Origin of the sequence: Psychroflexus salis (genome assembly GCF_014640175.1) — a bacterium.
Classification (GTDB): Bacteria; Bacteroidota; Bacteroidia; order Flavobacteriales; family Flavobacteriaceae; genus Psychroflexus; species Psychroflexus salis.
In genome coordinates, this window is record NZ_BMGL01000002.1 from 30,722 (window position 1) to 50,261 (window position 19,540).

Sequence of the window (19,540 nt, forward strand, 5' to 3'; positions counted from 1 at the left end):
GAATAAAGCCTAGTGAAATTATTACTAGGGGTAAAATACCATAAATTAGTTCGAATTTAAGTTGATGGTTGATGAATAAATAAGCCAAATAAAACAAGAAAACAATCAAAAATACAAACAGCCCAAATAAAATACTCATGTGTATATTCTTTTGTTGTTTAAGTTTTCTTCGATTCATTCTAGTCTAGGTATGTTAAGTGATTTTCTAAGTGCAAAGAAAAAATTTTATTTGGAATTATTGTTCAAATAGCCAATTACGTATTTATTGTTTTTATTTCAACTTGATAAAAATTCAAACTCTACTAATTTATTGAATTGCGTACTTAAATTCGATGGTTTTTTTATGTTTGTGTAAATATTTAAAATAATATAAAAATGAAAAATTTTATTCGATTAACTTTTCTTGTTGTTTTTGTTTTGTTCATATCTTCTTGCGATAGTGATGATGATAATGGCTCATCCAAACAACCTTTAGTTGGGACGTGGCAAATTTATGAAGTTAACTTTTTTGAAAGCTTCCTAGTTAACGGAAATGAAGAGACTTCAGATTAATCATTTTTAACTGAAAATTGCGATCCAATTCCGTTTTTTTCATTCGATGCTGATGGAACTCTTACATTTATAAGTTTTGAAATTGATCTTGATGAGATTGGTATTGATGATGCTTCTTGTGTATTTGTGGAACAATTATCTGGTACTTGGAGTTTAATAAACAACAACATTTATAGACTTACTGTTGATAATGACCCTGTAGAAGTTGAAATTACTTTTTCAAACAATAACGATAACGTGGATATTATTTTTGATGGTTCTGATGAAGAAGGTGAATTTATCGTAACCTACAAGGCAACACAAATTTGATTTGTTTTTTGATTATTATTTTGATTTATAATTGATTATTACATGTAGAACTAGCTTTATTTAATTTTTTTAAGGTACAGCATTTTTATAAGCTTTGAGTCAAATGTATACTTCGAGTATTTCTCATCTCAAAAATTCTATCGATTTTTGAACAAGTAATTTTGTAGCATTTGGTAAACTCTTTTCTTCCCACGGATGCTCCATCCCAAAAACATGATTGGCATTGGCAATCCATTTTATCTTAGCATTTTTAGCTGTGTTAAATAAAGTTTCAGCTTCAAAAGCATTTACGGCTTCATCTTGTGTACCATGTATAATTAAAAATGGAATTTTTAAGTTAGCTGCTGCTGTTTTAATATGAAGGCGTTTTTGGTTAGCCATGAAATCTTCATAAAATTGAATAAAGTGTGGCATTTTTTGTTTGGTCCTAGCATTTACAATATAATATACGCCATCTTCTTTCCACTTGGCTAATTTATTTCCTTTGGGAAATCGGTTGCCAAAATCGGAAACTCCTGCCCAAGTAATGAGTTGCTTAATACGCGGATCTTCATTTGCTTTTAATAGCGCAATTCCACCACCGCGGCTATGGCCAATTAAGGAAATTTGAGTGCTGTCAATTTCTTTAGCGAGTTCTTTATTGCTTTCAAAATAATCGATTACCAGCTTTAAGTCTTCGAGTTGCTCGGTATAATTATCCTGACCAAAAGCTTCTAAATCGGTGAATTCACTTGGATTTTTTGAAGTTGTCCCATTGTGTGAGAAGTTAAATTTTACAAAGAAAAATCCAGCTTGAGCAAAGGCTTCTGCAATTAAATGCCAAGCTCCCCAATCTTTAAAACCTTTGTAACCATGACAAAAAATAACTATGGGTTTTGCTTGTTTGCTTTCTTGAAAAGTAACATCGCCAAATACTTCTTTTTGATGTTTGGTAATGATATTAAATGGTTTTGTCTTAAGCATTGGTTATTCGTTTTTAAAAATAATTTGTCCAGTTAAAAGGCGGTCTACATCTATATGCATTGGATTGTTGTGCAAAATTAAATTTCCGGTAGATAATAATTCGCCGCTAATTTCTTCAATAGGAAATACATGCACATCGCCAAATCCACGATGGTAAATATCAATTTTGTTTGCTACTAAAGATTCTCCAAAAATTCTTCCCGAACCAGTGTAAAAGCCTATGTTTAGGTAATTAGATGTACCTTTTAAATAAAAATCTGAAATTCCTGCATGAGAAATAAATAACTCGTTGGTGTTTAAATCCAAGTTGAAATCTCCAATAGCCAGGGCTGAATTATCATTGTAATTTTCAGAAATTAAAGTGAGTTCGTCGAAATGTAAGGTGTTTTTACTTTGTACTTTAAATTGCGATGAATTTCTTATTTCCTTTAAATTTGGTGTTTTTAAATGTATAATATAAGGTGGGTTTTTGAAGCCAGATGCACATAAATCATTAGCTTTTATCTCTAAATGATCTTCCTTTAAATTTAGGATTATATCGTTTAATTTCTTGCTTCCAGCTTCAATACTAATTTGTTGATTTTCGGAATAGGTAATTTGAAGTTCGATATTTTTACGGATAGTAATTTTATCGAAAGCAGCTAACTCTATTTCGCGTGTTTCCTTATTTCCAGCACTTGTAAAGCAATCTTCAATTGCATCTGGACTACAACTACAAATGCAAAATAATAAAAACAGAGATGTAATTTTTTTAATCATAAGCGTATTCCAATTCCATATTCCATCGACTCTGCTTTAGCTAGATGTGTTTTAAGCATAACAGAAACAAAAATATTGTTGCTAAGGTATCGTTTTAAACCAATTCGCGTGTAATACTGTTTGCTGTAATTTATTGGGTAATACACATAATACCCTGCTTGGGTAATTAAGCTTAATTTTCCTATAAATAATTCGTGACCTAAAAATAAGCCCACCCTTTTCCAATCTTCGTCTCCGGTAATATTTCCATCATTTTCAAAGGCAATTGCTCGGTACTTAATAAACTCTTTTACCGAGTGTGTTAAAAATAATTCTGTACCCAATTGTAAGCTGCTCTTACGGTTGAAGCGTTTATCGGCATAAGCGGTAAAAACATAAAATGGATTATTGTTTAAACCAATTATACCAAAATCATTCATGCCTGAACTGAAAGAAAAATTAAATTTAACTGCTTCTGGACTGAAATTACCGACTTGTCCACTTGTAAACTTTGGAGATTCTTTTTCTAATTCATAATTAATCCCCAGCTGAATACCATAATTATTTGTGCTGGTGTTGGGCGATTTTGTTCTACCATTTGAATAATGTATTAAAAATGCACCAACTTGAATTCCTAATGGAGTCTTGAATAATCGATGTTTACGAAAGTGTAAACCCGCATAAAAACTTCCTGTAATGTTGGTTCCGTATGCATAATTTTTAGGATTTCGGTCTGGATGAAACGGGTTTTCTACATATCCTAATCCCGTGCCTACTTGCAAACTTAGTTTTCTGTTGAAAAAGAAAAAACGATAATCTGCATGTAAACTGTACACACTTCCCAACTCAGGCGAACCCATGTTTTGTTTAATAAAACTGGCTCCAAAACTTGGATAATTATAAGCTTCTTCCCATTCGTTTTTTCCATAGGTTTGGCGTTCCCAAGAAGCCATATAACCTTGAGTTGGCCCTTGTATTAAATGAATAATGTCTGGACTATGGTGCAAAATATAACCCGATAAAGCATTGATTTGAAATGCATCTGAGAAGTTTTTTTCTCCCTGCGATGTTGCTAAACTTACTCCAGTTATGAAAACTGATAAACATATCCAGAGACGAAGTTTAGGCATGGCTATTTTTCTGCTTTACTAATTTTAACAATGGGCTAAATATACAGTTATTTTAAAACTTTATTTGAGCTTTAAAAAGTGAGCAAGTGCAAGATTTAATTCTTCAGAAAATTCTAAATGGCTCATGTGTCCGCCATTAAAACTCAGTAATTTTGCGTGGCTATTTTTAATGCTATCTTTTAAACTTTCAAAAGGAACTACTTGGTCTTTTTTTCCAGCAATTACTAATTTGTTGCAGTTTGCCTTTGCAAAACTTTCCACATGATTAATTCGGTTTTTTAAACCTTGCAAAGTGGCTATAATTCCTTGTTGACTGCATTTTTTAGCTTCGGCAATAGCTTCATCGATTTCTTGAGCTAATCGAATTTGATTTTCTGGAAGGAATAAATTTTTAACTGCCATTTGTACAAAGGCTTCAGGAAATTTTTGAATGGCACGAATCGCACGCTCACGGTCTTTTTTTCGTTCGGTAGTGTCGGCTAGTGGAGTAGAATTCAATAAAACCAAATCGCTTATTTTTTCAGGTTGAAGTTGAAGCAATTCCAATGCCACATAACCACCCATGGAATGACCTATTACTGCATATTCTTCAATTTGTAAATGATGCATAAGCTTAGATAGCACTTCAGCATAGGTTTTCATGCTATGCACATAGCCGAAAGCTGGCGAATTGCCATGCCCAAATAAATCAGGTGCAATACACCTAGCTTTTGAAGAAAAGCTTTCAATTGTATTTTTCCACATGCTATGGTTTTCTAAAAAACCATGAATTAACAAAATAACTTTGCCTTTACCTATATCTTGATAATACAGAGGCGTTTGTTTGTAAGAAAAGGTTTGCAATGAATTATTCAATTTTTTCGGCTTCAAATAACTGAAAGAAATGTTTTTTAAGTTTAGCTTTTACATCAAGCATGTTAACTTCGGTTTGTCCTAATTCTATATTTAAAGAAGTAACGGCTTTGTCTTGAATACCACAGGGTACGATGTTATCGAAATAGCCCAAATCTACATTTACGTTTAAAGCAAAACCGTGCATGGTTACCCAGCGCGAAGCGCGAACACCCATGGCACAAATTTTTCGGGCAAATGGTGTTCCAACATCCAACCAAACTCCTGTTTCGCCCTGGCTTCGCTCAGCTTTTATTCCATATTCGGCTAAGGTTAAAATCACCATTTCTTCTAGTAAACGTAAATATTTATGAATATCGGTAAAAAAGTTTTCCAAATCTAAGATGGGATAGCCAACCACTTGTCCTGGTCCGTGATAGGTAATATCACCACCGCGATTAATTTTGTAAAAAGTAGCTTTTTTTTGAATAAGTTGCTCTTCGTTGAGCAGTAAATTAGATAAACTCCCACTTTTACCTAAGGTATATACGTGCGGATGCTCAACAAACAGCAAATGGTTTTGTGTAGGAAGCGCTTTGTTTTCTCTCCGGTTTTGAATTTTTTGATTGACAATTTTCTGGAATAAATCTTCCTGAAAATCCCAAGTCGCTTTATAGTCTTTTTGCCCGAGTTCGAGCACTTGTATTTGCTTATTCATAAATACAAAGGTACGAAAATTGGTTGGGATGGGTTTTGGTTTGATAGATGTTAAAATTGGTTTTAACTGAATTTAATTTGCCTAGTTTACCACTAACAATGAATTTTATATAAGCTTATATTGTTATCTAATAAACCTTAGTAGACCATTTGCTTCGTCTTGAGGGCAGGCTATTTATGCACAAGTTGCTACAAGAAAAAAAAGACAAAACTTTCTTATACATGACACATTGGTAAATAATAAAATTATAAAAATGTTTTAGTCTTGTTGAATTGAAATATATAAAGCAAGGTAAATTTTAAAGGATAACTAAATTCCGTTTGCTCTACTTATAGCTTAAACATGAATTAAACTTCTAGCCCCGATAGCAATGGAAAGCCCGTAAAGTAGAAAAGCTTAGATTTTTTAGCTTTGAAAAGCGACCGATAGGAAGCTCTTGAAAAGGTTTAAAAATCTTGCTTGGCTGCTGCGGACTTGAAATGAATAGCGGGTTCTTGGCTACAGAAATCAATTGAAAATAAAATGAAATTTAAGCTGCTGAAAAGCCTATAAATCTCTAATTAATTCGCTAAATAGCTTTACCAATTGGGGTTCAGCTTGATTGGCAATGGCAATAATTTCTTTCACATTTACTGGCTTTAGGTTGTCAGGGTCGCATTCGTCTGTTAACACCGAAATGGCAGCCACAGGAAGCTGTAAGTGATTGGCGACGATAATTTCGGGAACAGTGCTCATTCCCACAGCATCGGCACCAATAATTCCTAAGTAACGATATTCGGCACTGGTTTCTAATTGTGGCCCCACAACAGAAGCGTAAACGCCTTCGTGTAAGGTGATGGTGTTTTTTTGGGCTATTTCTTTAAACTTGGCATTCATATTAGCATCGTACGGAGCCGACATATCTACAAAACGTTCGCCAAATTGCGATATGCCTTTAAATGCTAACGGCGAACCGCCTTGAAGATTAATATGGTCGTCGATTAGCATTAAATCTCCTTTTTTGAAGTTTTTGTTGATGGCGCCAGCCGCATTGGAAACCAACAATTTTTTTATACCTAGTTCCTTCATGATGCGAACTGGGAAAGTAACATCTTGTAAAGAGTAACCTTCATAAAAATGAAAACGGCCTTGCATAACCACCACTTTTTTACCAGCCAATTCGCCATAAATAAATTTACCTTGATGAAACTCCACCGTTGCAGTTGGAAAATGCGGAATATGGTTGTAACTAATTTCGTTTTCGATATTGATTTGCTCTACCAATTTTCCTAAACCGGTACCGAGAATAATTCCAATTTCGGGTTTGTCGAAGCCTTTTTCTTTTAAATATGTTGTGGTAATGGTTAAATCTTCTTTCATAATTTATTTGTGTTTTACTAAAATTTCCTGAGGAATAAAACGATGAAATTCATGATGTTTTATTAAATCTTCTAGGGTATCAATATCGTTTTTTTCGCTTAAAAAAGCAACTGATTTATTTTGTAAATCTTGTAAAGTTTGTTGAAGAACGGTGTTAGTGCTCCATGCTTTTTTGAAGAAGGCTGCAGGATGTACTTTCTTCATTCCCATTAAATAATAGCCGCCATCTTCTGCGGGGCCAAAAACCAAATCAGATTTTTCTAACTGCTGAAAGGCTTTTGTTAAGTTTGAACTTTTTAACTCCAATAAATCGCTTCCTATAATGCAGATTTTTTCGTAGCCTTTTGCAAAGCCCCATTCAAAAGCTGCTTGCATTTTTTCTCCTAAATGTCCTTCAATTTGAATTTGCTTTTGAAAAAAATCATCGTTCCAAGCATCGTTTTTTTGTATTTTTTCGGTGTAAAAAACAACGGCATCTACTTTTACTTGTTGAATGGTTTTAGAAGTGTGTGCCACCAAACGCTTGTATACTTCTAAGGCGTTTTTATTTCCAATAGAAGTAGCCAAGCGGGTTTTGCACTTGCCCAATTCTGGGTTTCGGGTAAAAACAATAATTAAGTTCTTACTCATATATTTTAATACCTTTTTTAATGAATTCACCCCATTTTTTATTGTAGGCATGAATGGAGTCGGTTGCCTTGTTTTGCAAATTATAAATGGGGTAATTCGAGTTTTTCCAATCAAAAATACCACCATATAAATTATATACATTTGTATAACCTGCTTTTTGAAGCTGCTCTCCAATTTGTTCAGAACGTACGCCGACTGAGCAATAGACTACGATTGTATCGTTTTTATGAATTTCTTGTTGAATTTTTTCTAACTGAAATTCGTCATACCCCACAAATATTGAATTTTTAAGATGACTTACGTTAAATTCTGATTTTGCTCTTGTGTCGAACAATTTTATGTTTGGTTTTTTTTGAAGCAATTTAGTAAGTTGTATAGCTGAAATGTATTCTACAGCATTGGAATTGTATTTTTCGATGGCTTCGTCGATGGTGTTTTGAGCTAAGGAATTTTTGAGCATAAACAAACAAAAAACAAGAAACCAAATAGCTTTAGACCGTTTAAAAATAGGCCTAAACAACAAATTAAAGTTGGTTTTTTTAAGTTGAAACCACTTTGTTAAGTCTACTTTTAAGCTTTGGAATTCTTGTAATTTGATTTTCAATTTTTACTTAAATTTAGAGATAATTAGATAAATTAATTATGTATAATTTTATACCACATTTCCTTGGCAAGAACTTCCTGCGCCAGCGGTGCATCCATAGCAATGCTGAGAAATGCAAATTTCTCTATTTTGCAATTCAGTTTCATCATAATCGCTAATGTGTTGAACTTTGCTATCTACTTTCATTTCTAGCATTTGGTTAAAATCGCAATCGTACAACCAGCCATCCCAGCTTACAGAAAGCGTATTTCTACACATTACATTTTTTACTGCAGCAGGGTTGTAAGCATCCACTAAATTATACATGTAGTCTTCATAATTTTCTGAAGCGATTAAATAATCGAGAAATCGAGAAATCGGCAAATTGGTAATTGCAAATAGCTGATGAAAATGGATTCCGAAATCTTCGAACAACGCTTTTTTGAAATCAGCTTCAAGTGCTGCTTGGTTTCCAGGTAAAAATGCGCCTGAAGGATTGTACACTAAATCTAACTTTAATTCACTTTCAGGCATTCCATAGCCTATGGCGTTGAGTTGTTGTAAAGCTTTAATAGATTTATCAAAAACACCATCACCCCTTTGTTTATCTGTTTTTCCTTTGGTCCAGTGTGGCATAGAACTGACTACATGCACCTTGTGTTTTTTGAAGAAATTAGGTAAATCGTAGTATTTCTTATTCGCTTGAATAATGGTTAAATTAGAACGTACAATAAAGTCTTGAATTCCTGCTTTGGCCGCTTCTTCAACAAACCATCTAAAGTTTGGGTTCATTTCTGGTGCACCACCAGTTAAATCTAGCGTATGTGCATTGGTTTTTTGAATCACTTTTAAACAAGCTTCCATGGTTTCTTGGGTCATGATTTCTTTGCGATCAGGGCCAGCATCTACATGGCAATGTTCGCAAACTTGATTGCACATATAACCTAAATTTAGTTGAAGGATTTCTAGTTTCTTAGGCTTTAGCGGAAAATTATTAGTTAGTTGAAGCTTTTTTTGAAAAGTAGGTAACTCCCCATTTTTAAACATACCGTTGGCTAAATACTCCAACTGTTTTTCAGCTTTTGCAATTAGTTTATTTCTTGCTAAAAGTGATTTGGTAGCCATAGGCAAAACTTCTTTTTAATGACTTAATTTGTTGTATTTTTTCATCATCTGGGTTGCATGCACTAAGTTGGCGCCAGCTTCAATAGCAGCACCAGCGTGTACAGCTTCCATCATTTCTTCTTTGGTTATACCGCGTTGTAATCCATCTTGTGTATATGCATCGATACAATAAGGGCATTTAACAACGTGCGCTACAGCCAATGCAATTAGCGATTTTTCACGTTCAGATAATGCACCTTTTTCGAATACTTTTCCATAATAGTCAAAGAATTTTTCGCCTAATTCTTCACTCCATTCACTTATTTTTGGAAAATTTCGTAAGTCTTTTGAATCGTAATAAGAATCTGCCATTATTTATTTTTATTTAATTTATGTCAATAGTAAAAAATATACCATGAAAAACTCTTCAAGTTTTGATTAATTTAATAGTGTTTTAAGTGTAGTAGAATGTACAAAGAAAAGCTTACAAAAGTAGAACGAAATTAGTTTCTGCCAGGTTTTATAATAAATGCATTCTCAAAAGCTTCATTTATAAGTAGCATAGCTCGATCTGCTTCAAGGCGAGTTCTATAGTTGCCCACCCATACTTTATAATATGGAGATTCATATTTTATAGTTGAAGAAATTTCGAATTCCGTATCGAAATCTTTTTTAAGACTTTCTGCTTCCTTTAAGCTTCCAGAATACAATTGAATTCTATAAAATTCTTTCAACTGATCAGAATTTGTAAGCTCTTTTTTAATTTCGATTAATTCTTTTAATTGCTTGGCCTGTTTATCTGTTGTAGTATGTTGAGATTGAGAAGTTAAAGTAACTCCTGTAAAGCAGATTATTAAAAAGAATTTGAAAAAATGCATAACTATATTTTTATACAAATTTAAAGCAAAGTATTTGAAACAAGGAATTTTCTTATTTAGAAAAAATATAAATTAGATTTTAACAAATTTGGCAACTATAAAAACGTTCTAAAAAGCTTATTTTTGTCAACAATTTTTGTGGATTAATTGTGTAATAAACGCAGTGTCCTTAATTCAAATATTAACAATTTGCAATATGAAAAAGGTGTTATTTCGCCCTTCGCAATTGAAGTTTTCAATTTTCTTTTTAACATTAATGTTGTCGTTTTCCTTGTTTGCACAGGACGCGGAAACAGAAAATGCTGTTGAAAATAAAGCTGAAGAAGTTGTCCCAGGAGCAGATCCTGCTAAAGGAAAAGAGTTGTTTAATTCTTTGTGTGCTGCATGCCATAAGCCTTATAAAAAAGCAATTGGGCCAGCTTTGCATGGTGTGGTTGATAAATACGATGGTGATTTTGAATGGTTGTATGCATGGATCAAAAATAGCCAAGATTTAATTAAAAGTGGTGATAGCAGAGCTATAGCTATTTACGAAGAATACAACAAGGTTGCCATGAATGCGTTTCCGCAATTAAACAACCAAGATATAGATAACATATTAGCTTATGTGGAGCAGCCTAAGCCAGAGCCAGTAAAGCCAAAATTTGCTGGGGGAGAAGGTGGAGAAATTGCTCAAGGTGGCGGCGGAGTTTCTACCGAATTGGTTTTAGGTATTTTGTCGTTCGTGCTTTTAATGTTGATTGTTATACTTTATTTAGTTAACAAAACATTACGCCGATTTGCTGAAGCGAATGGAGTTGAAATTTATACTGCTAAGCATGAAAAGCGCAAGCCAATTTGGGTTGCATTTGCTGAAAATCAATTTCTTGTTTTTGTTTTAGCTGTTTTTGTTTTGTTAGGCGTTGCATATGGTGGTTATGGCTATTTAATGCAAGTTGGCGTTGATCAAGGTTACGAGCCGCTTCAGCCAATACATTATTCGCATAAAATTCACGCTGGAGAGAATGAAATTGAATGTAAGTATTGCCATTCTTCGGCGCGAGTTTCTAAACACTCGGGTATACCTTCGCTTAATGTATGTATGAATTGCCACAAACAAATTGCTGAAGTTTCAGAAGAAACAGGAAACGAAGAGTATTCTAAAGATTTTTACGATAAAGAAATTCAGAAATTATATGAAGCTACTGGTTGGGATCCACAAACACAATCTTACACAGGAAAAACTAAGCCTGTAAAATGGGTGCGTATTCATAATCTTCCAGATTTCGCATATTTTAATCATGCTCAGCACGTATCAGTTGGACAAATTGAGTGTCAAACTTGTCATGGTCCAGTTGAAGAGATGGAAATAATGTACCAACATTCTTCCTTGACAATGGGTTGGTGTATTAATTGCCATAGAGAAACTAATGTGCAAACTGAAGGAAACGATTATTACAAGAAAATCCACGACCAGTTGCAAGAAAAATATGGTGTTGATCGTTTTACTGCGGCCGACATGGGTGGACTAGAATGTGGTAAGTGCCACTACTAAATTATTAATTGAAGCAAATTTGAATCAAGATATGTCATCAGAAAAAAAATACTGGAAAAGCGAAGAAGAATTAAAGGAAAACAGCCCTTTAGTTAAATCGCTTGAACAAAATGAGTTTGTAGATCATATTCCTACAGATGAGTTTTTAGGTGATAAAGATAAATTAGAATCATCAAAAACTTCAAGAAGAGATTTTTTGAAGTATGTTGGTTTTAGTACCGCAGCAGCATCCTTAGCAGCTTGTGAGGGGCCAGTTATAAAATCTATTCCTTACGTTGTGCAGCCAGAACGCTTAGTGCCTGGAGTTGCAGATTATTATGCATCTACAATAGCAGATGGATTTGATTTTGCAAGTGTACTAGTAAAAACACGCGAAGGAAGACCAATAAAAATAGAAAGCAATAAAGAAGCAGGTGTAATGTCTGCCAGTAAGGCAAGAATACACGCTTCGGTATTGGGACTCTATGACGTAAAGCGTTTGCAAAATCCGACAATTGCTGGCCAGTCAGCTACTTGGTCTGCTTTTGACGATGCGGTTAAAAAAAAGTTGTCTGAATTAGTTGATAAACCAGTAGTTTTTTTAACACAAACACTTGCCAGTCCTTCGACAAAAAAATTGATTAATAAGTTTAAAGAAAAATATCCAAATACTAAACATGTTGTTTACGACGCGGTTTCAGAATCTGCTGCATTAGATGCTTTTCAACAGAAATATGGTTTCCGCGCTTTACCAAATTATAACCTTAGTCAGGCTGAAACTATCGTTTCGATTGGGGCTGATTTTCTAGGCGATTGGCAAGGTGGAAGTTTTGATTCAGGTTACTCAGAATCACGTGTTCCTAAAGACGGAAAAATGTCTAGACACGTCCACTTTGAAGCTAATATGACTTTATCAGGAGCGAATTCAGATTTGCGTATTGCTACAAAACCTAGTGTGCAAAAACATGTTTTAGTTGAGTTTTACAATCTAATAGTTGGTAGAGTAGGTGCTACCCAGCTGAACGAAAAGCAAACCAAAGCAGTAGCAAGTGCAGCTAAGCAATTGATGCAATCTGGTTCAAAATCAGTTTTATTCTGTGGTATTGATGATGTTGATGCGCAGTTAATGGCTATGGAAATCAATGAAAAACTTGGTAGCAGCATCGTGGATGTCAAAAATCCAAGAATGATACGTCAAGGAAACGACAAAAAAGTTGCTTCTTTAGTTAAAGATATGAATGCTGGTAAAGTTGGTGGTTTAATGATGGTGGGTGTAAATCCTACGTATAGCTTACCAAATCCAAAAGAGTTTAAGTCTGGTTTAGAAAAAGTAAATTTAGTAGTCGATTTTGCTATGAAGGCTGATGAGACTGCTGTGCTTTCAGAATTTGTTGCTGCAACTCCACATTACTTAGAATCTTGGGGAGATGTACAATTTACTAAAACTAACTTTTCTTTAGTTCAGCCAACTATAAAACCAATCTTCAATACAAGACAATTTCAAGATTGTTTGTTGAAGTGGACAGGAGCTTCAGAAAATTATTATGAATTTTTAAAATCTTCATTTAATGAAGATTTTCCAGGTAACTCTTGGAATAGAACTTTACACGATGGTTTTTTTACAGCAAATGTAAATGATGTTGTGAGCGAATCTGAAGATGTAGAAGATGAATTAGAAGTTTTATCTTTTAATCCTTCTAAAGCCGCTTCTAAATTATTAAAATCTAATGAAGGCTTAGAGTTGACTTTATATACAAAAACAGGCTTAGGCGATGGCCAGCAGGCCAATAACCCTTGGTTGCAGGAATTTCCAGACCCTATAACTCGAACTTCGTGGGATAATTATTTAACCGTTTCTAAAGCAGATGCGGAACGCTTAGGCTTAGAAAATAAGAATGTTGCTAATGGTGCGTTAGATGGTAGTTACGCTAAGGTTACAGTAAACGGTGAAGTTTTAGAACAAGTGCCAGTTTATATTCAGCCTGGGCAAGCCATTGGTTCGGTTGGTTTAGCGGTTGGATACGGTCGTAAAGAAGCTATACAAGAAGATATGCAAGTTGGTGTAAATGCCTTCCCGTTATATCAAAATTTCAATACAATTCAGTCGGTAGAAATCGAAAAAGTTTCAGGTAACCACGAATTTGCTTGTGTTCAGTTGCATAACACGATGATGGGCCGTCGAGATATTATTAAAGAAACGACCCTTGAAATTTTCAACACAAAAAATAAAGAGCATTGGAATAAGATTCCTAAAGTTTCCTTAGATCACCAAGAAACTGCAGTTAATAATCCTGACGTAGATTTGTGGGATGAGTTTGACCGCTCAATTGGTCACCATTTTAATCTTTCTATAGATTTAAATTCTTGTACTGGATGTGGCGCGTGTGTAATTGCATGTCATGCGGAAAACAATGTTCCTGTTGTTGGTAAATCTGAAGTAAGAAAAAGTAGAGATATGCACTGGTTACGTATAGATCGCTATTATTCTTCAGAAGAAACACTCAATGAAGATTACGATAAGAAAAACAATATTAAAGGATTAAGTAGTGCATTAAGCGAATTTGCAGAATTAGAAAATCCTTCTGAAGAATCTGTAGAGGTAGTTTTCCAGCCTGTTATGTGTCAGCACTGTAATCATGCACCATGTGAGACAGTTTGTCCTGTTGCTGCATCTGCTCACGGAAGACAAGGTCAAAATCACATGACGTATAACCGTTGTGTAGGTACACGCTACTGTGCCAATAACTGTCCTTATAAGGTAAGACGTTTCAACTGGTTTAAGTACAACCAAAATGATGAATTTGATTACCACATGAATAATGATTTAGGTAGAATGGTCTTAAATCCAGACGTAACTGTTCGTGCTCGTGGTGTTATGGAGAAGTGTTCAATGTGTATACAAATGACACAAAAAACTATCCTAGATGCCAAAAGAGAAGGACGTGAAATTAAAGATGGAGAATTCCAAACGGCTTGTTCTAATGCATGTGATAATGGAGCTATTGTTTTTGGAGATATTAACGATGATAATAGTGTAGTTTATAAGAAAACTAAAGATGATAGAAAATATCATTTATTAGAATATTTAGGAACTAAACCAAATGTGTTGTACCAAACAAAAGTTAGAAACACAACAGAAGCTTAATTAAAATAAGAATAATTTAAAAGAGTATTATGTCTCATTACGAAGCACCGATTAGAAAACCTTTAGTTACTGGTGATAAGTCCTACCATGACGTAACGGTTGAAATTGCTCGTCCAGTTGAAGGGCAGGCTAATAAAACTTGGTGGATAGTCTTTTCTATAGCTTTAGTAGCCTTTTTATGGGGCTTAGGCTGTATTGTTTACACTGTGTCTACAGGAATAGGAACCTGGGGATTAAACAAAACCATTGGTTGGGCTTGGGATATTACCAACTTTGTATGGTGGGTAGGTATTGGCCACGCTGGTACTTTAATATCTGCCGTCTTGTTACTATTCAGACAAAAATGGCGTATGGCAATTAACCGTTCTGCTGAAGCAATGACTATTTTTTCAGTTGTACAAGCTGGATTATTCCCTATTATTCACATGGGGCGTCCTTGGTTAGCATACTGGGTTTTGCCAATTCCAAATGCGTATGGTTCACTTTGGGTGAATTTTAATTCTCCACTATTGTGGGATGTTTTCGCAATTTCAACTTACCTATCTGTTTCTCTGGTTTTCTGGTGGACAGGTTTATTGCCTGATTTCGCAATGATTCGTGATCGAGCAGTAAAACCATTCCAAAAAAGAATTTACAGCATCTTATCTTTTGGTTGGAGCGGTAGAGCTAAAGATTGGCAACGATTTGAAGAAGTTTCTTTAGTGCTTGCAGGTTTGGCTACTCCGTTAGTACTTTCTGTACACACTATCGTATCTTTTGACTTTGCTACTTCGGTAATACCTGGATGGCACACCACAATTTTTCCGCCTTATTTCGTAGCAGGTGCTATTTTCTCTGGCTTTGCTATGGTAAATACACTGTTAATTATAATGCGTAAAGTAGTTAATTTAGAAGACTACATTACTGTACAACACATTGAACTAATGAATATTGTAATTATGATTACAGGTTCTATAGTTGGTGTTGCTTATATTACTGAATTATTCATGGCTTGGTACTCAGGTGTAGAATACGAACAATTTGCTTTCTTAAATAGAGCAACAGGACCCTACTGGTGGGCATACTGGAGTATGATGTTATGTAACGTATTTTCTCCTCAGTTCATGTGGTTTCCTAAATTACGAAGAAGTATAATGTTTTCTTTCTTTATTTCTATTGTTGTTAATATAGGTATGTGGTTTGAGCGTTTTGTTATTATTGTAACATCACTTCATAGAGATTATATGCCATCTGCATGGACCATGTTTTCTCCTACTTTTGTCGATATTGGTATTTTTGTTGGTACAATTGGATTCTTCTTTGTTCTGTTTCTATTATATGCACGAACATTTCCTGTAATTGCTCAAGCTGAAGTAAAAACAATTTTGAAATCTTCTGGAGAGAAATACAAAAAAATTAGAGCAGAAAAAGGAGACGATGCAAATCTATTTGAAATGCCAAAACAAAAACCATTAAAAGATTTTAAAGCTCTTTTAAATGAAGATACAGGTAACAATCAACAAACTAAAAATAACTAATCATGGCAGCTAAAGTATTGCATGCATTTTATACAGATGATGATATTTTAATGAACGCCGTTAAAAAAGTGCGTGATAAAAAATATAGTATCGAAGAAGTTTACTGTCCTTTTCCAGTACACGGTTTAGACAAAGCTATGGGTTTACAACACACAAAGTTGGCTATTACATCTTTTTTGTACGGTTGTGTCGGTTTAGCAGTTGCGTTAACTATGATGAATTTTATTATGATTGTAGATTGGCCTCAAAATATTGGTGGTAAACCAAGTTTTAGTTTAATGGAAAACTTACCTGCTTTTATACCTACCGCTTTTGAAATGACCGTGTTTTTTGCAGCACACTTAATGGTAATTACCTTTTATATGAGAAGCAAATTATGGCCCTTTAAAGAAGCTGAAAACCCAGATGTTAGAACAACAGACGATCATTTTTTAATGGAAGTTAATGTTGGTGCAAACGATATACAAGAAGTAGCTGAATTTTTACACAGTACTGGAGCAGTTGAAATTGATCTAAAAAAAGAAGTGAAGCATGATTAAAAGCGGAGCAAAATTTATATTTTTTATTGGAATTATTGGTTTATTAACGTCTTGTTTCGATAAGAGTAAACCTAACTATCAATATTTTCCAGATATGTACGAGCCTGTTTCATATGAAACATACGGAGAGTACGAAATTTTTCAAGAAGGGCAACAGGCTATGGAACCTGTTAAAGAGTCGATATCTCGCGGTTGGCTTCCTTATGATTATGAAGATAATCTCGATGGCTATAATTTAGCGAAAGAAGAATTAAAGAACCCTGTAGCTTATACCGAAGAAAATTATAATAAAGGTAGTGAGTTATACGACATTTACTGTGCAACTTGCCACGGCAAAAAAGGTAATGGTAAAGGCTACTTAGTTGAGCGAGAAAAAATATTAGGTGTACCTAGTTACGATGATGCTGGTAGAGCTATTACCGAAGGAAGTGTTTACCATGTTATTTATCATGGGATTAATACAATGGGTTCTTATGCATCGCAAATGAGCAACGAAGAACTCTGGTTAGTTACGCATTATGTAATGGACCTTAAAACTTCCTTAGAAGGTGGAGAGTCTAGAGAATTCGATAAAACTAGGGAAGATAAAAGTCAAGCAACAGAATAAATTTTTATAGAAATTAACGACAAGTTTTTGCACTATGTATACGATGTCAAGTAAAATTAAAATAACTTCAGCCATATTAATCATTATAGGTACTATAGGATTGATTTATGGTTTTATGAGTACTCCTGCATCGGTAGATGAAGTTACTACCATGTTAGCAGATAGCCATGCAGCTCACGGAGATACTCACGCAGTTTCAAATACGCATGCTGAAGTAGATGCACACCATGATGAGCATCATGCTGAACATGTGTACGACCAGCTTAAAAATAGACCTTGGGCTTCTATTTACACTGCTGCACTATTTTTCTTTTTGTTAGCAGTTGGTGCTTTTGCATTTTATGCTGTTCAAAATGCTGCCCAAGCAGGTTGGTCTCCAATATTGTTTAGAGTAATGGAAGGTATTTCAACTTATATTTTACCTGGTGGTATTGTTGTATTTGTTTTATTGGTGCTTTCTATGTTAGGCTACAATCATTTATTTATATGGACAGATCCCGATGTTGTAGCTCACGATGCTATAATAGCCAATAAGGTAGGATACTTAAATACACCATTTTTCCTTTTGCGCGCTGCTATTTATATTGGAGGTTGGGCTTTCTTATCCTGGTTAATGCGAAAAAATTCTAGAAAAATGGATGAGAATTTTAATGAATCCCTTTTCAAAAAGAATTTTAAGGTCTCTGCTATCTTTTTAGTATTCTTTATTGTTTCAGAATCTATGATGTCTTGGGACTTTATTATGAGTATCGATACACACTGGTTTAGTACTCTTTTTGGCTGGTATGTTTTTGCTAGTATGTTTGTATCAGGAATTACTATGATTGCTTTAGTTACCATTTACCTTAAATCTAGAGGTTATTTGCCAGAAGTAAATAATAGTCATATCCATGATTTAGCAAAATTTATGTTTGGAATTAGTATCTTTTGGACCTATTTATGGTTTTCACAATTCTTATTAATATGGTATGCAAATATTCCAGAAGAAGCAGTTTACTACGTTCAGCGAATTGAAGATTATAATCTTTTATTTTTCGGTATGGTAGCAATCAATTTTATTTTCCCACTTTTAGTATTAGTTAATACAGACTTTAAACGGGTTAATTGGATTGTTGTAATGACTGGGATAGTTATATTGATAGGACACTATTTGAATTTTTACGTAATGATTATGCCAGGTACTGTTGGAGAGTCTTGGTTTATTGGTATTCCAGAAATTAGTTCTATTTTATTAATTGCAGGGTTATTCTTATATGTAATTTTTAATGGACTAGCAAAAGCACCATTGATTGCCAAAAATTTCCCATTGATTAAAGAAAGTAAACACTTTCATTATTAAATTTTAGTTCTATAAAAAGTTATATAAAATGACAGCATTTTTAATAGTTATTGTAATTGCACTGCTTGGTGTTACCTTTTGGCAAATTTCAAAAGTTTTTGAATTGTCTAAACCAGCAAACGTATCAGATACACAAATTGCAGATGATAAAGACAACAATACCCAAGGTAAAATACTTCTTGCCTTTATGGTATTCCTTTACGCATTGATGATTTGGTCGTTTTGGAGTTTGAGTAAATTTTATTTGCCCGAAGCATCTGCAGAACATGGTGCTGATTACGATAGACTCATGTTTATATCAATAGGAATTATCATGTTTGTCCAGGTAATTACTCAGGCTTTATTACATTGGTTTGGTTACAAATACCGTGGAAGAAAAGGTCAGAGAGCATTATTTTATGCAGATAATGATAAATTAGAATTCATTTGGACCATAATACCTGTTGTAGTCTTGGCTGGCTTAATTTTGTATGGCTTGTTTAGTTGGTCAGAAATTATGAATCCTGAAGAGACTGAAGATACTCTTGTGGTTGAAATTTACGCTTACCAATTCGATTGGAGAGCTAGATATTCTGGAGATGACAAAACATTGGGTAAGGCTAATGTTCGTTTTATTGAAGGTGTTAACCAGCTTGGGGTAGACGAATCTGATGATTATGCAATGGATGACATCATTGTAAATGAATTACATTTACCTGTAAATAGACCTGTTTTGTTTAAGTTTCGCTCTCAGGATGTGTTACACTCCGCATATTTTCCGCATTTTAGAGCCCAAATGAACGTTGTGCCTGGAATGGTAACTGAGTTTGGTTTTACACCTACAACAACTTCTAAAGAAATCAGAAATACTGATTACATGGTTGATAAAGTTAAGAACATTAACGAAATTCGCAAAACAAGAGAAGATCTTAGTGAAGACGAACGTTTATATGAATTTGATTACTACTTACTATGTAATAAAATTTGTGGAGTTTCTCACTATAACATGCAAATGAAAATTGTCGTAGAAACGGATGAAGAATTTCAAGATTGGATAGACAATCAACAAACATTTGGAGAATTAATTAATAATTAAAGAAGTTAAG

At 34.1% G+C, this 19,540-nt stretch carries 20 protein-coding genes; 9 read left to right on the top strand and 11 right to left on the bottom strand.

Features of this window, described 5'->3' with window-relative positions; genetic code table 11:
• Positions 1-375: 375 nt before the first annotated feature.
• Together IEV63_RS01355 and IEV63_RS01360 are read left to right on the top strand one after the other, a co-directional pair.
• Positions 376-552 (top strand): hypothetical protein, encoded by a 177-nt coding sequence (locus IEV63_RS01355; protein WP_188404965.1) that lies wholly within the window; start codon positions 376-378, stop codon positions 550-552.
• Positions 553-678: 126 nt separating this feature from the next.
• Positions 679-861: a hypothetical protein gene (locus IEV63_RS01360; RefSeq protein ID WP_188404966.1), complete on the top strand. Its 183-nt coding sequence runs from the start codon at positions 679-681 to the stop codon at positions 859-861.
• Positions 862-984: 123 nt separating this feature from the next.
• On the opposite strand, the gene IEV63_RS01365 is transcribed toward IEV63_RS01360, so the two are convergent.
• The 11 genes from IEV63_RS01365 to IEV63_RS01415 form a co-directional block, all read right to left on the bottom strand.
• Positions 985-1,824 (bottom strand): alpha/beta hydrolase family protein, encoded by an 840-nt coding sequence (locus tag IEV63_RS01365; RefSeq protein WP_188404967.1) that lies wholly within the window; start codon positions 1,822-1,824, stop codon positions 985-987.
• A 3-nt stretch (positions 1,825-1,827) separates the two neighbouring features.
• Complete coding sequence (locus IEV63_RS01370) at positions 1,828-2,583, bottom strand: head GIN domain-containing protein (protein ID WP_188404968.1); 756 nt, start codon at positions 2,581-2,583, stop codon at positions 1,828-1,830.
• Positions 2,580-3,692: an acyloxyacyl hydrolase gene (locus tag IEV63_RS01375; RefSeq protein ID WP_188404969.1), complete on the bottom strand. Its 1,113-nt coding sequence runs from the start codon at positions 3,690-3,692 to the stop codon at positions 2,580-2,582. The genes IEV63_RS01370 and IEV63_RS01375 overlap by 4 nt, the downstream gene beginning before the upstream one ends.
• A gap of 60 nt (positions 3,693-3,752) precedes the next feature.
• Positions 3,753-4,547, bottom strand: a complete 795-nt coding sequence (locus IEV63_RS01380) for an alpha/beta fold hydrolase (protein ID WP_188404970.1) — start codon at positions 4,545-4,547, stop codon at positions 3,753-3,755.
• A complete protein-coding gene (gene lipB, locus IEV63_RS01385; protein WP_188404971.1) occupies positions 4,540-5,241 on the bottom strand; it encodes a lipoyl(octanoyl) transferase LipB in 702 nt (233 codons plus the stop codon). The genes IEV63_RS01380 and lipB overlap by 8 nt, the downstream gene beginning before the upstream one ends.
• 546 nt (positions 5,242-5,787) lie before the next feature.
• Positions 5,788-6,600, bottom strand: coding sequence for a purine-nucleoside phosphorylase (locus IEV63_RS01390; protein ID WP_188404972.1), 813 nt, complete (start codon positions 6,598-6,600; stop codon positions 5,788-5,790).
• Between the two features lie 3 nt (positions 6,601-6,603).
• Positions 6,604-7,230 carry a TIGR04282 family arsenosugar biosynthesis glycosyltransferase gene (locus tag IEV63_RS01395; protein ID WP_188404973.1) on the bottom strand — a complete coding sequence of 209 codons (627 nt, stop codon included), beginning with the start codon at positions 7,228-7,230 and terminating at the stop codon, positions 6,604-6,606.
• Entirely contained in the window at positions 7,223-7,834 is a 612-nt protein-coding gene (locus IEV63_RS01400) for a rhodanese-like domain-containing protein (protein WP_229737146.1), read from the bottom strand. The genes IEV63_RS01395 and IEV63_RS01400 overlap by 8 nt, the downstream gene beginning before the upstream one ends.
• Before the next feature lie 48 nt (positions 7,835-7,882).
• Positions 7,883-8,938, bottom strand: a complete 1,056-nt coding sequence (gene arsS, locus IEV63_RS01405) for an arsenosugar biosynthesis radical SAM (seleno)protein ArsS (RefSeq protein ID WP_188404974.1) — start codon at positions 8,936-8,938, stop codon at positions 7,883-7,885.
• Positions 8,939-8,953: 15 nt separating this feature from the next.
• Entirely contained in the window at positions 8,954-9,289 is a 336-nt protein-coding gene (locus tag IEV63_RS01410; RefSeq protein ID WP_188404975.1) for an arsenosugar biosynthesis-associated peroxidase-like protein, read from the bottom strand.
• A 131-nt stretch (positions 9,290-9,420) separates the two neighbouring features.
• On the bottom strand, positions 9,421-9,795 hold the full coding sequence (locus IEV63_RS01415; RefSeq protein WP_188404976.1) for an SPOR domain-containing protein: 375 nt from the start codon (positions 9,793-9,795) through the stop codon (positions 9,421-9,423).
• A 196-nt stretch (positions 9,796-9,991) separates the two neighbouring features.
• Here IEV63_RS01415 and IEV63_RS01420 point away from each other — a divergent pair, with 196 nt between their 5' ends.
• From IEV63_RS01420 to IEV63_RS01450, 7 genes are read left to right on the top strand one after another with little or no spacing between them, the layout of a single operon-like run.
• The gene (locus IEV63_RS01420) at positions 9,992-11,329 is read left to right on the top strand and encodes a c-type cytochrome (RefSeq protein ID WP_188404977.1); all 1,338 of its coding nucleotides are present in this window, start codon (positions 9,992-9,994) and stop codon (positions 11,327-11,329) included.
• 31 nt (positions 11,330-11,360) lie between these two features.
• Entirely contained in the window at positions 11,361-14,453 is a 3,093-nt protein-coding gene (locus IEV63_RS01425) for a TAT-variant-translocated molybdopterin oxidoreductase (RefSeq protein ID WP_188404978.1), read from the top strand.
• A gap of 29 nt (positions 14,454-14,482) precedes the next feature.
• Positions 14,483-15,970 (top strand): NrfD/PsrC family molybdoenzyme membrane anchor subunit, encoded by a 1,488-nt coding sequence (gene nrfD, locus IEV63_RS01430; protein ID WP_188404979.1) that lies wholly within the window; start codon positions 14,483-14,485, stop codon positions 15,968-15,970.
• A gap of 2 nt (positions 15,971-15,972) precedes the next feature.
• Positions 15,973-16,509, top strand: coding sequence for a DUF3341 domain-containing protein (locus IEV63_RS01435; protein ID WP_188404980.1), 537 nt, complete (start codon positions 15,973-15,975; stop codon positions 16,507-16,509).
• A complete protein-coding gene (locus tag IEV63_RS01440; protein WP_229737147.1) occupies positions 16,502-17,116 on the top strand; it encodes a c-type cytochrome in 615 nt (204 codons plus the stop codon). Before IEV63_RS01435 ends, IEV63_RS01440 begins: the two co-directional genes overlap by 8 nt.
• A 34-nt stretch (positions 17,117-17,150) precedes the next feature.
• Positions 17,151-18,455, top strand: a complete 1,305-nt coding sequence (locus tag IEV63_RS01445; protein ID WP_188404981.1) for a quinol:cytochrome C oxidoreductase — start codon at positions 17,151-17,153, stop codon at positions 18,453-18,455.
• Between the two features lie 28 nt (positions 18,456-18,483).
• On the top strand, positions 18,484-19,530 hold the full coding sequence (locus IEV63_RS01450) for a cytochrome c oxidase subunit II (RefSeq protein ID WP_188404982.1): 1,047 nt from the start codon (positions 18,484-18,486) through the stop codon (positions 19,528-19,530).
• Positions 19,531-19,540 lie beyond the last annotated feature (10 nt).

Coding starts and splice junctions, on each gene's coding strand:
- IEV63_RS01355 (WP_188404965.1), top strand. CDS start 376: ATGAAAAATTTTATTCGATTAACTTTTCTTGTTGTTTTTGTTTTGTTC.
- IEV63_RS01365 (WP_188404967.1), bottom strand. CDS start 1,824: ATGCTTAAGACAAAACCATTTAATATCATTACCAAACATCAAAAAGAA.
- IEV63_RS01370 (WP_188404968.1), bottom strand. CDS start 2,583: ATGATTAAAAAAATTACATCTCTGTTTTTATTATTTTGCATTTGTAGT.
- IEV63_RS01375 (WP_188404969.1), bottom strand. CDS start 3,692: ATGCCTAAACTTCGTCTCTGGATATGTTTATCAGTTTTCATAACTGGA.
- lipB (WP_188404971.1), bottom strand. CDS start 5,241: ATGAATAAGCAAATACAAGTGCTCGAACTCGGGCAAAAAGACTATAAA.
- IEV63_RS01390 (WP_188404972.1), bottom strand. CDS start 6,600: ATGAAAGAAGATTTAACCATTACCACAACATATTTAAAAGAAAAAGGC.
- IEV63_RS01395 (WP_188404973.1), bottom strand. CDS start 7,230: ATGAGTAAGAACTTAATTATTGTTTTTACCCGAAACCCAGAATTGGGC.
- arsS (WP_188404974.1), bottom strand. CDS start 8,938: ATGGCTACCAAATCACTTTTAGCAAGAAATAAACTAATTGCAAAAGCT.
- IEV63_RS01410 (WP_188404975.1), bottom strand. CDS start 9,289: ATGGCAGATTCTTATTACGATTCAAAAGACTTACGAAATTTTCCAAAA.
- IEV63_RS01415 (WP_188404976.1), bottom strand. CDS start 9,795: ATGCATTTTTTCAAATTCTTTTTAATAATCTGCTTTACAGGAGTTACT.
- IEV63_RS01420 (WP_188404977.1), top strand. CDS start 9,992: ATGAAAAAGGTGTTATTTCGCCCTTCGCAATTGAAGTTTTCAATTTTC.
- IEV63_RS01425 (WP_188404978.1), top strand. CDS start 11,361: ATGTCATCAGAAAAAAAATACTGGAAAAGCGAAGAAGAATTAAAGGAA.
- nrfD (WP_188404979.1), top strand. CDS start 14,483: ATGTCTCATTACGAAGCACCGATTAGAAAACCTTTAGTTACTGGTGAT.
- IEV63_RS01435 (WP_188404980.1), top strand. CDS start 15,973: ATGGCAGCTAAAGTATTGCATGCATTTTATACAGATGATGATATTTTA.
- IEV63_RS01440 (WP_229737147.1), top strand. CDS start 16,502: ATGATTAAAAGCGGAGCAAAATTTATATTTTTTATTGGAATTATTGGT.
- IEV63_RS01445 (WP_188404981.1), top strand. CDS start 17,151: ATGTATACGATGTCAAGTAAAATTAAAATAACTTCAGCCATATTAATC.
- IEV63_RS01450 (WP_188404982.1), top strand. CDS start 18,484: ATGACAGCATTTTTAATAGTTATTGTAATTGCACTGCTTGGTGTTACC.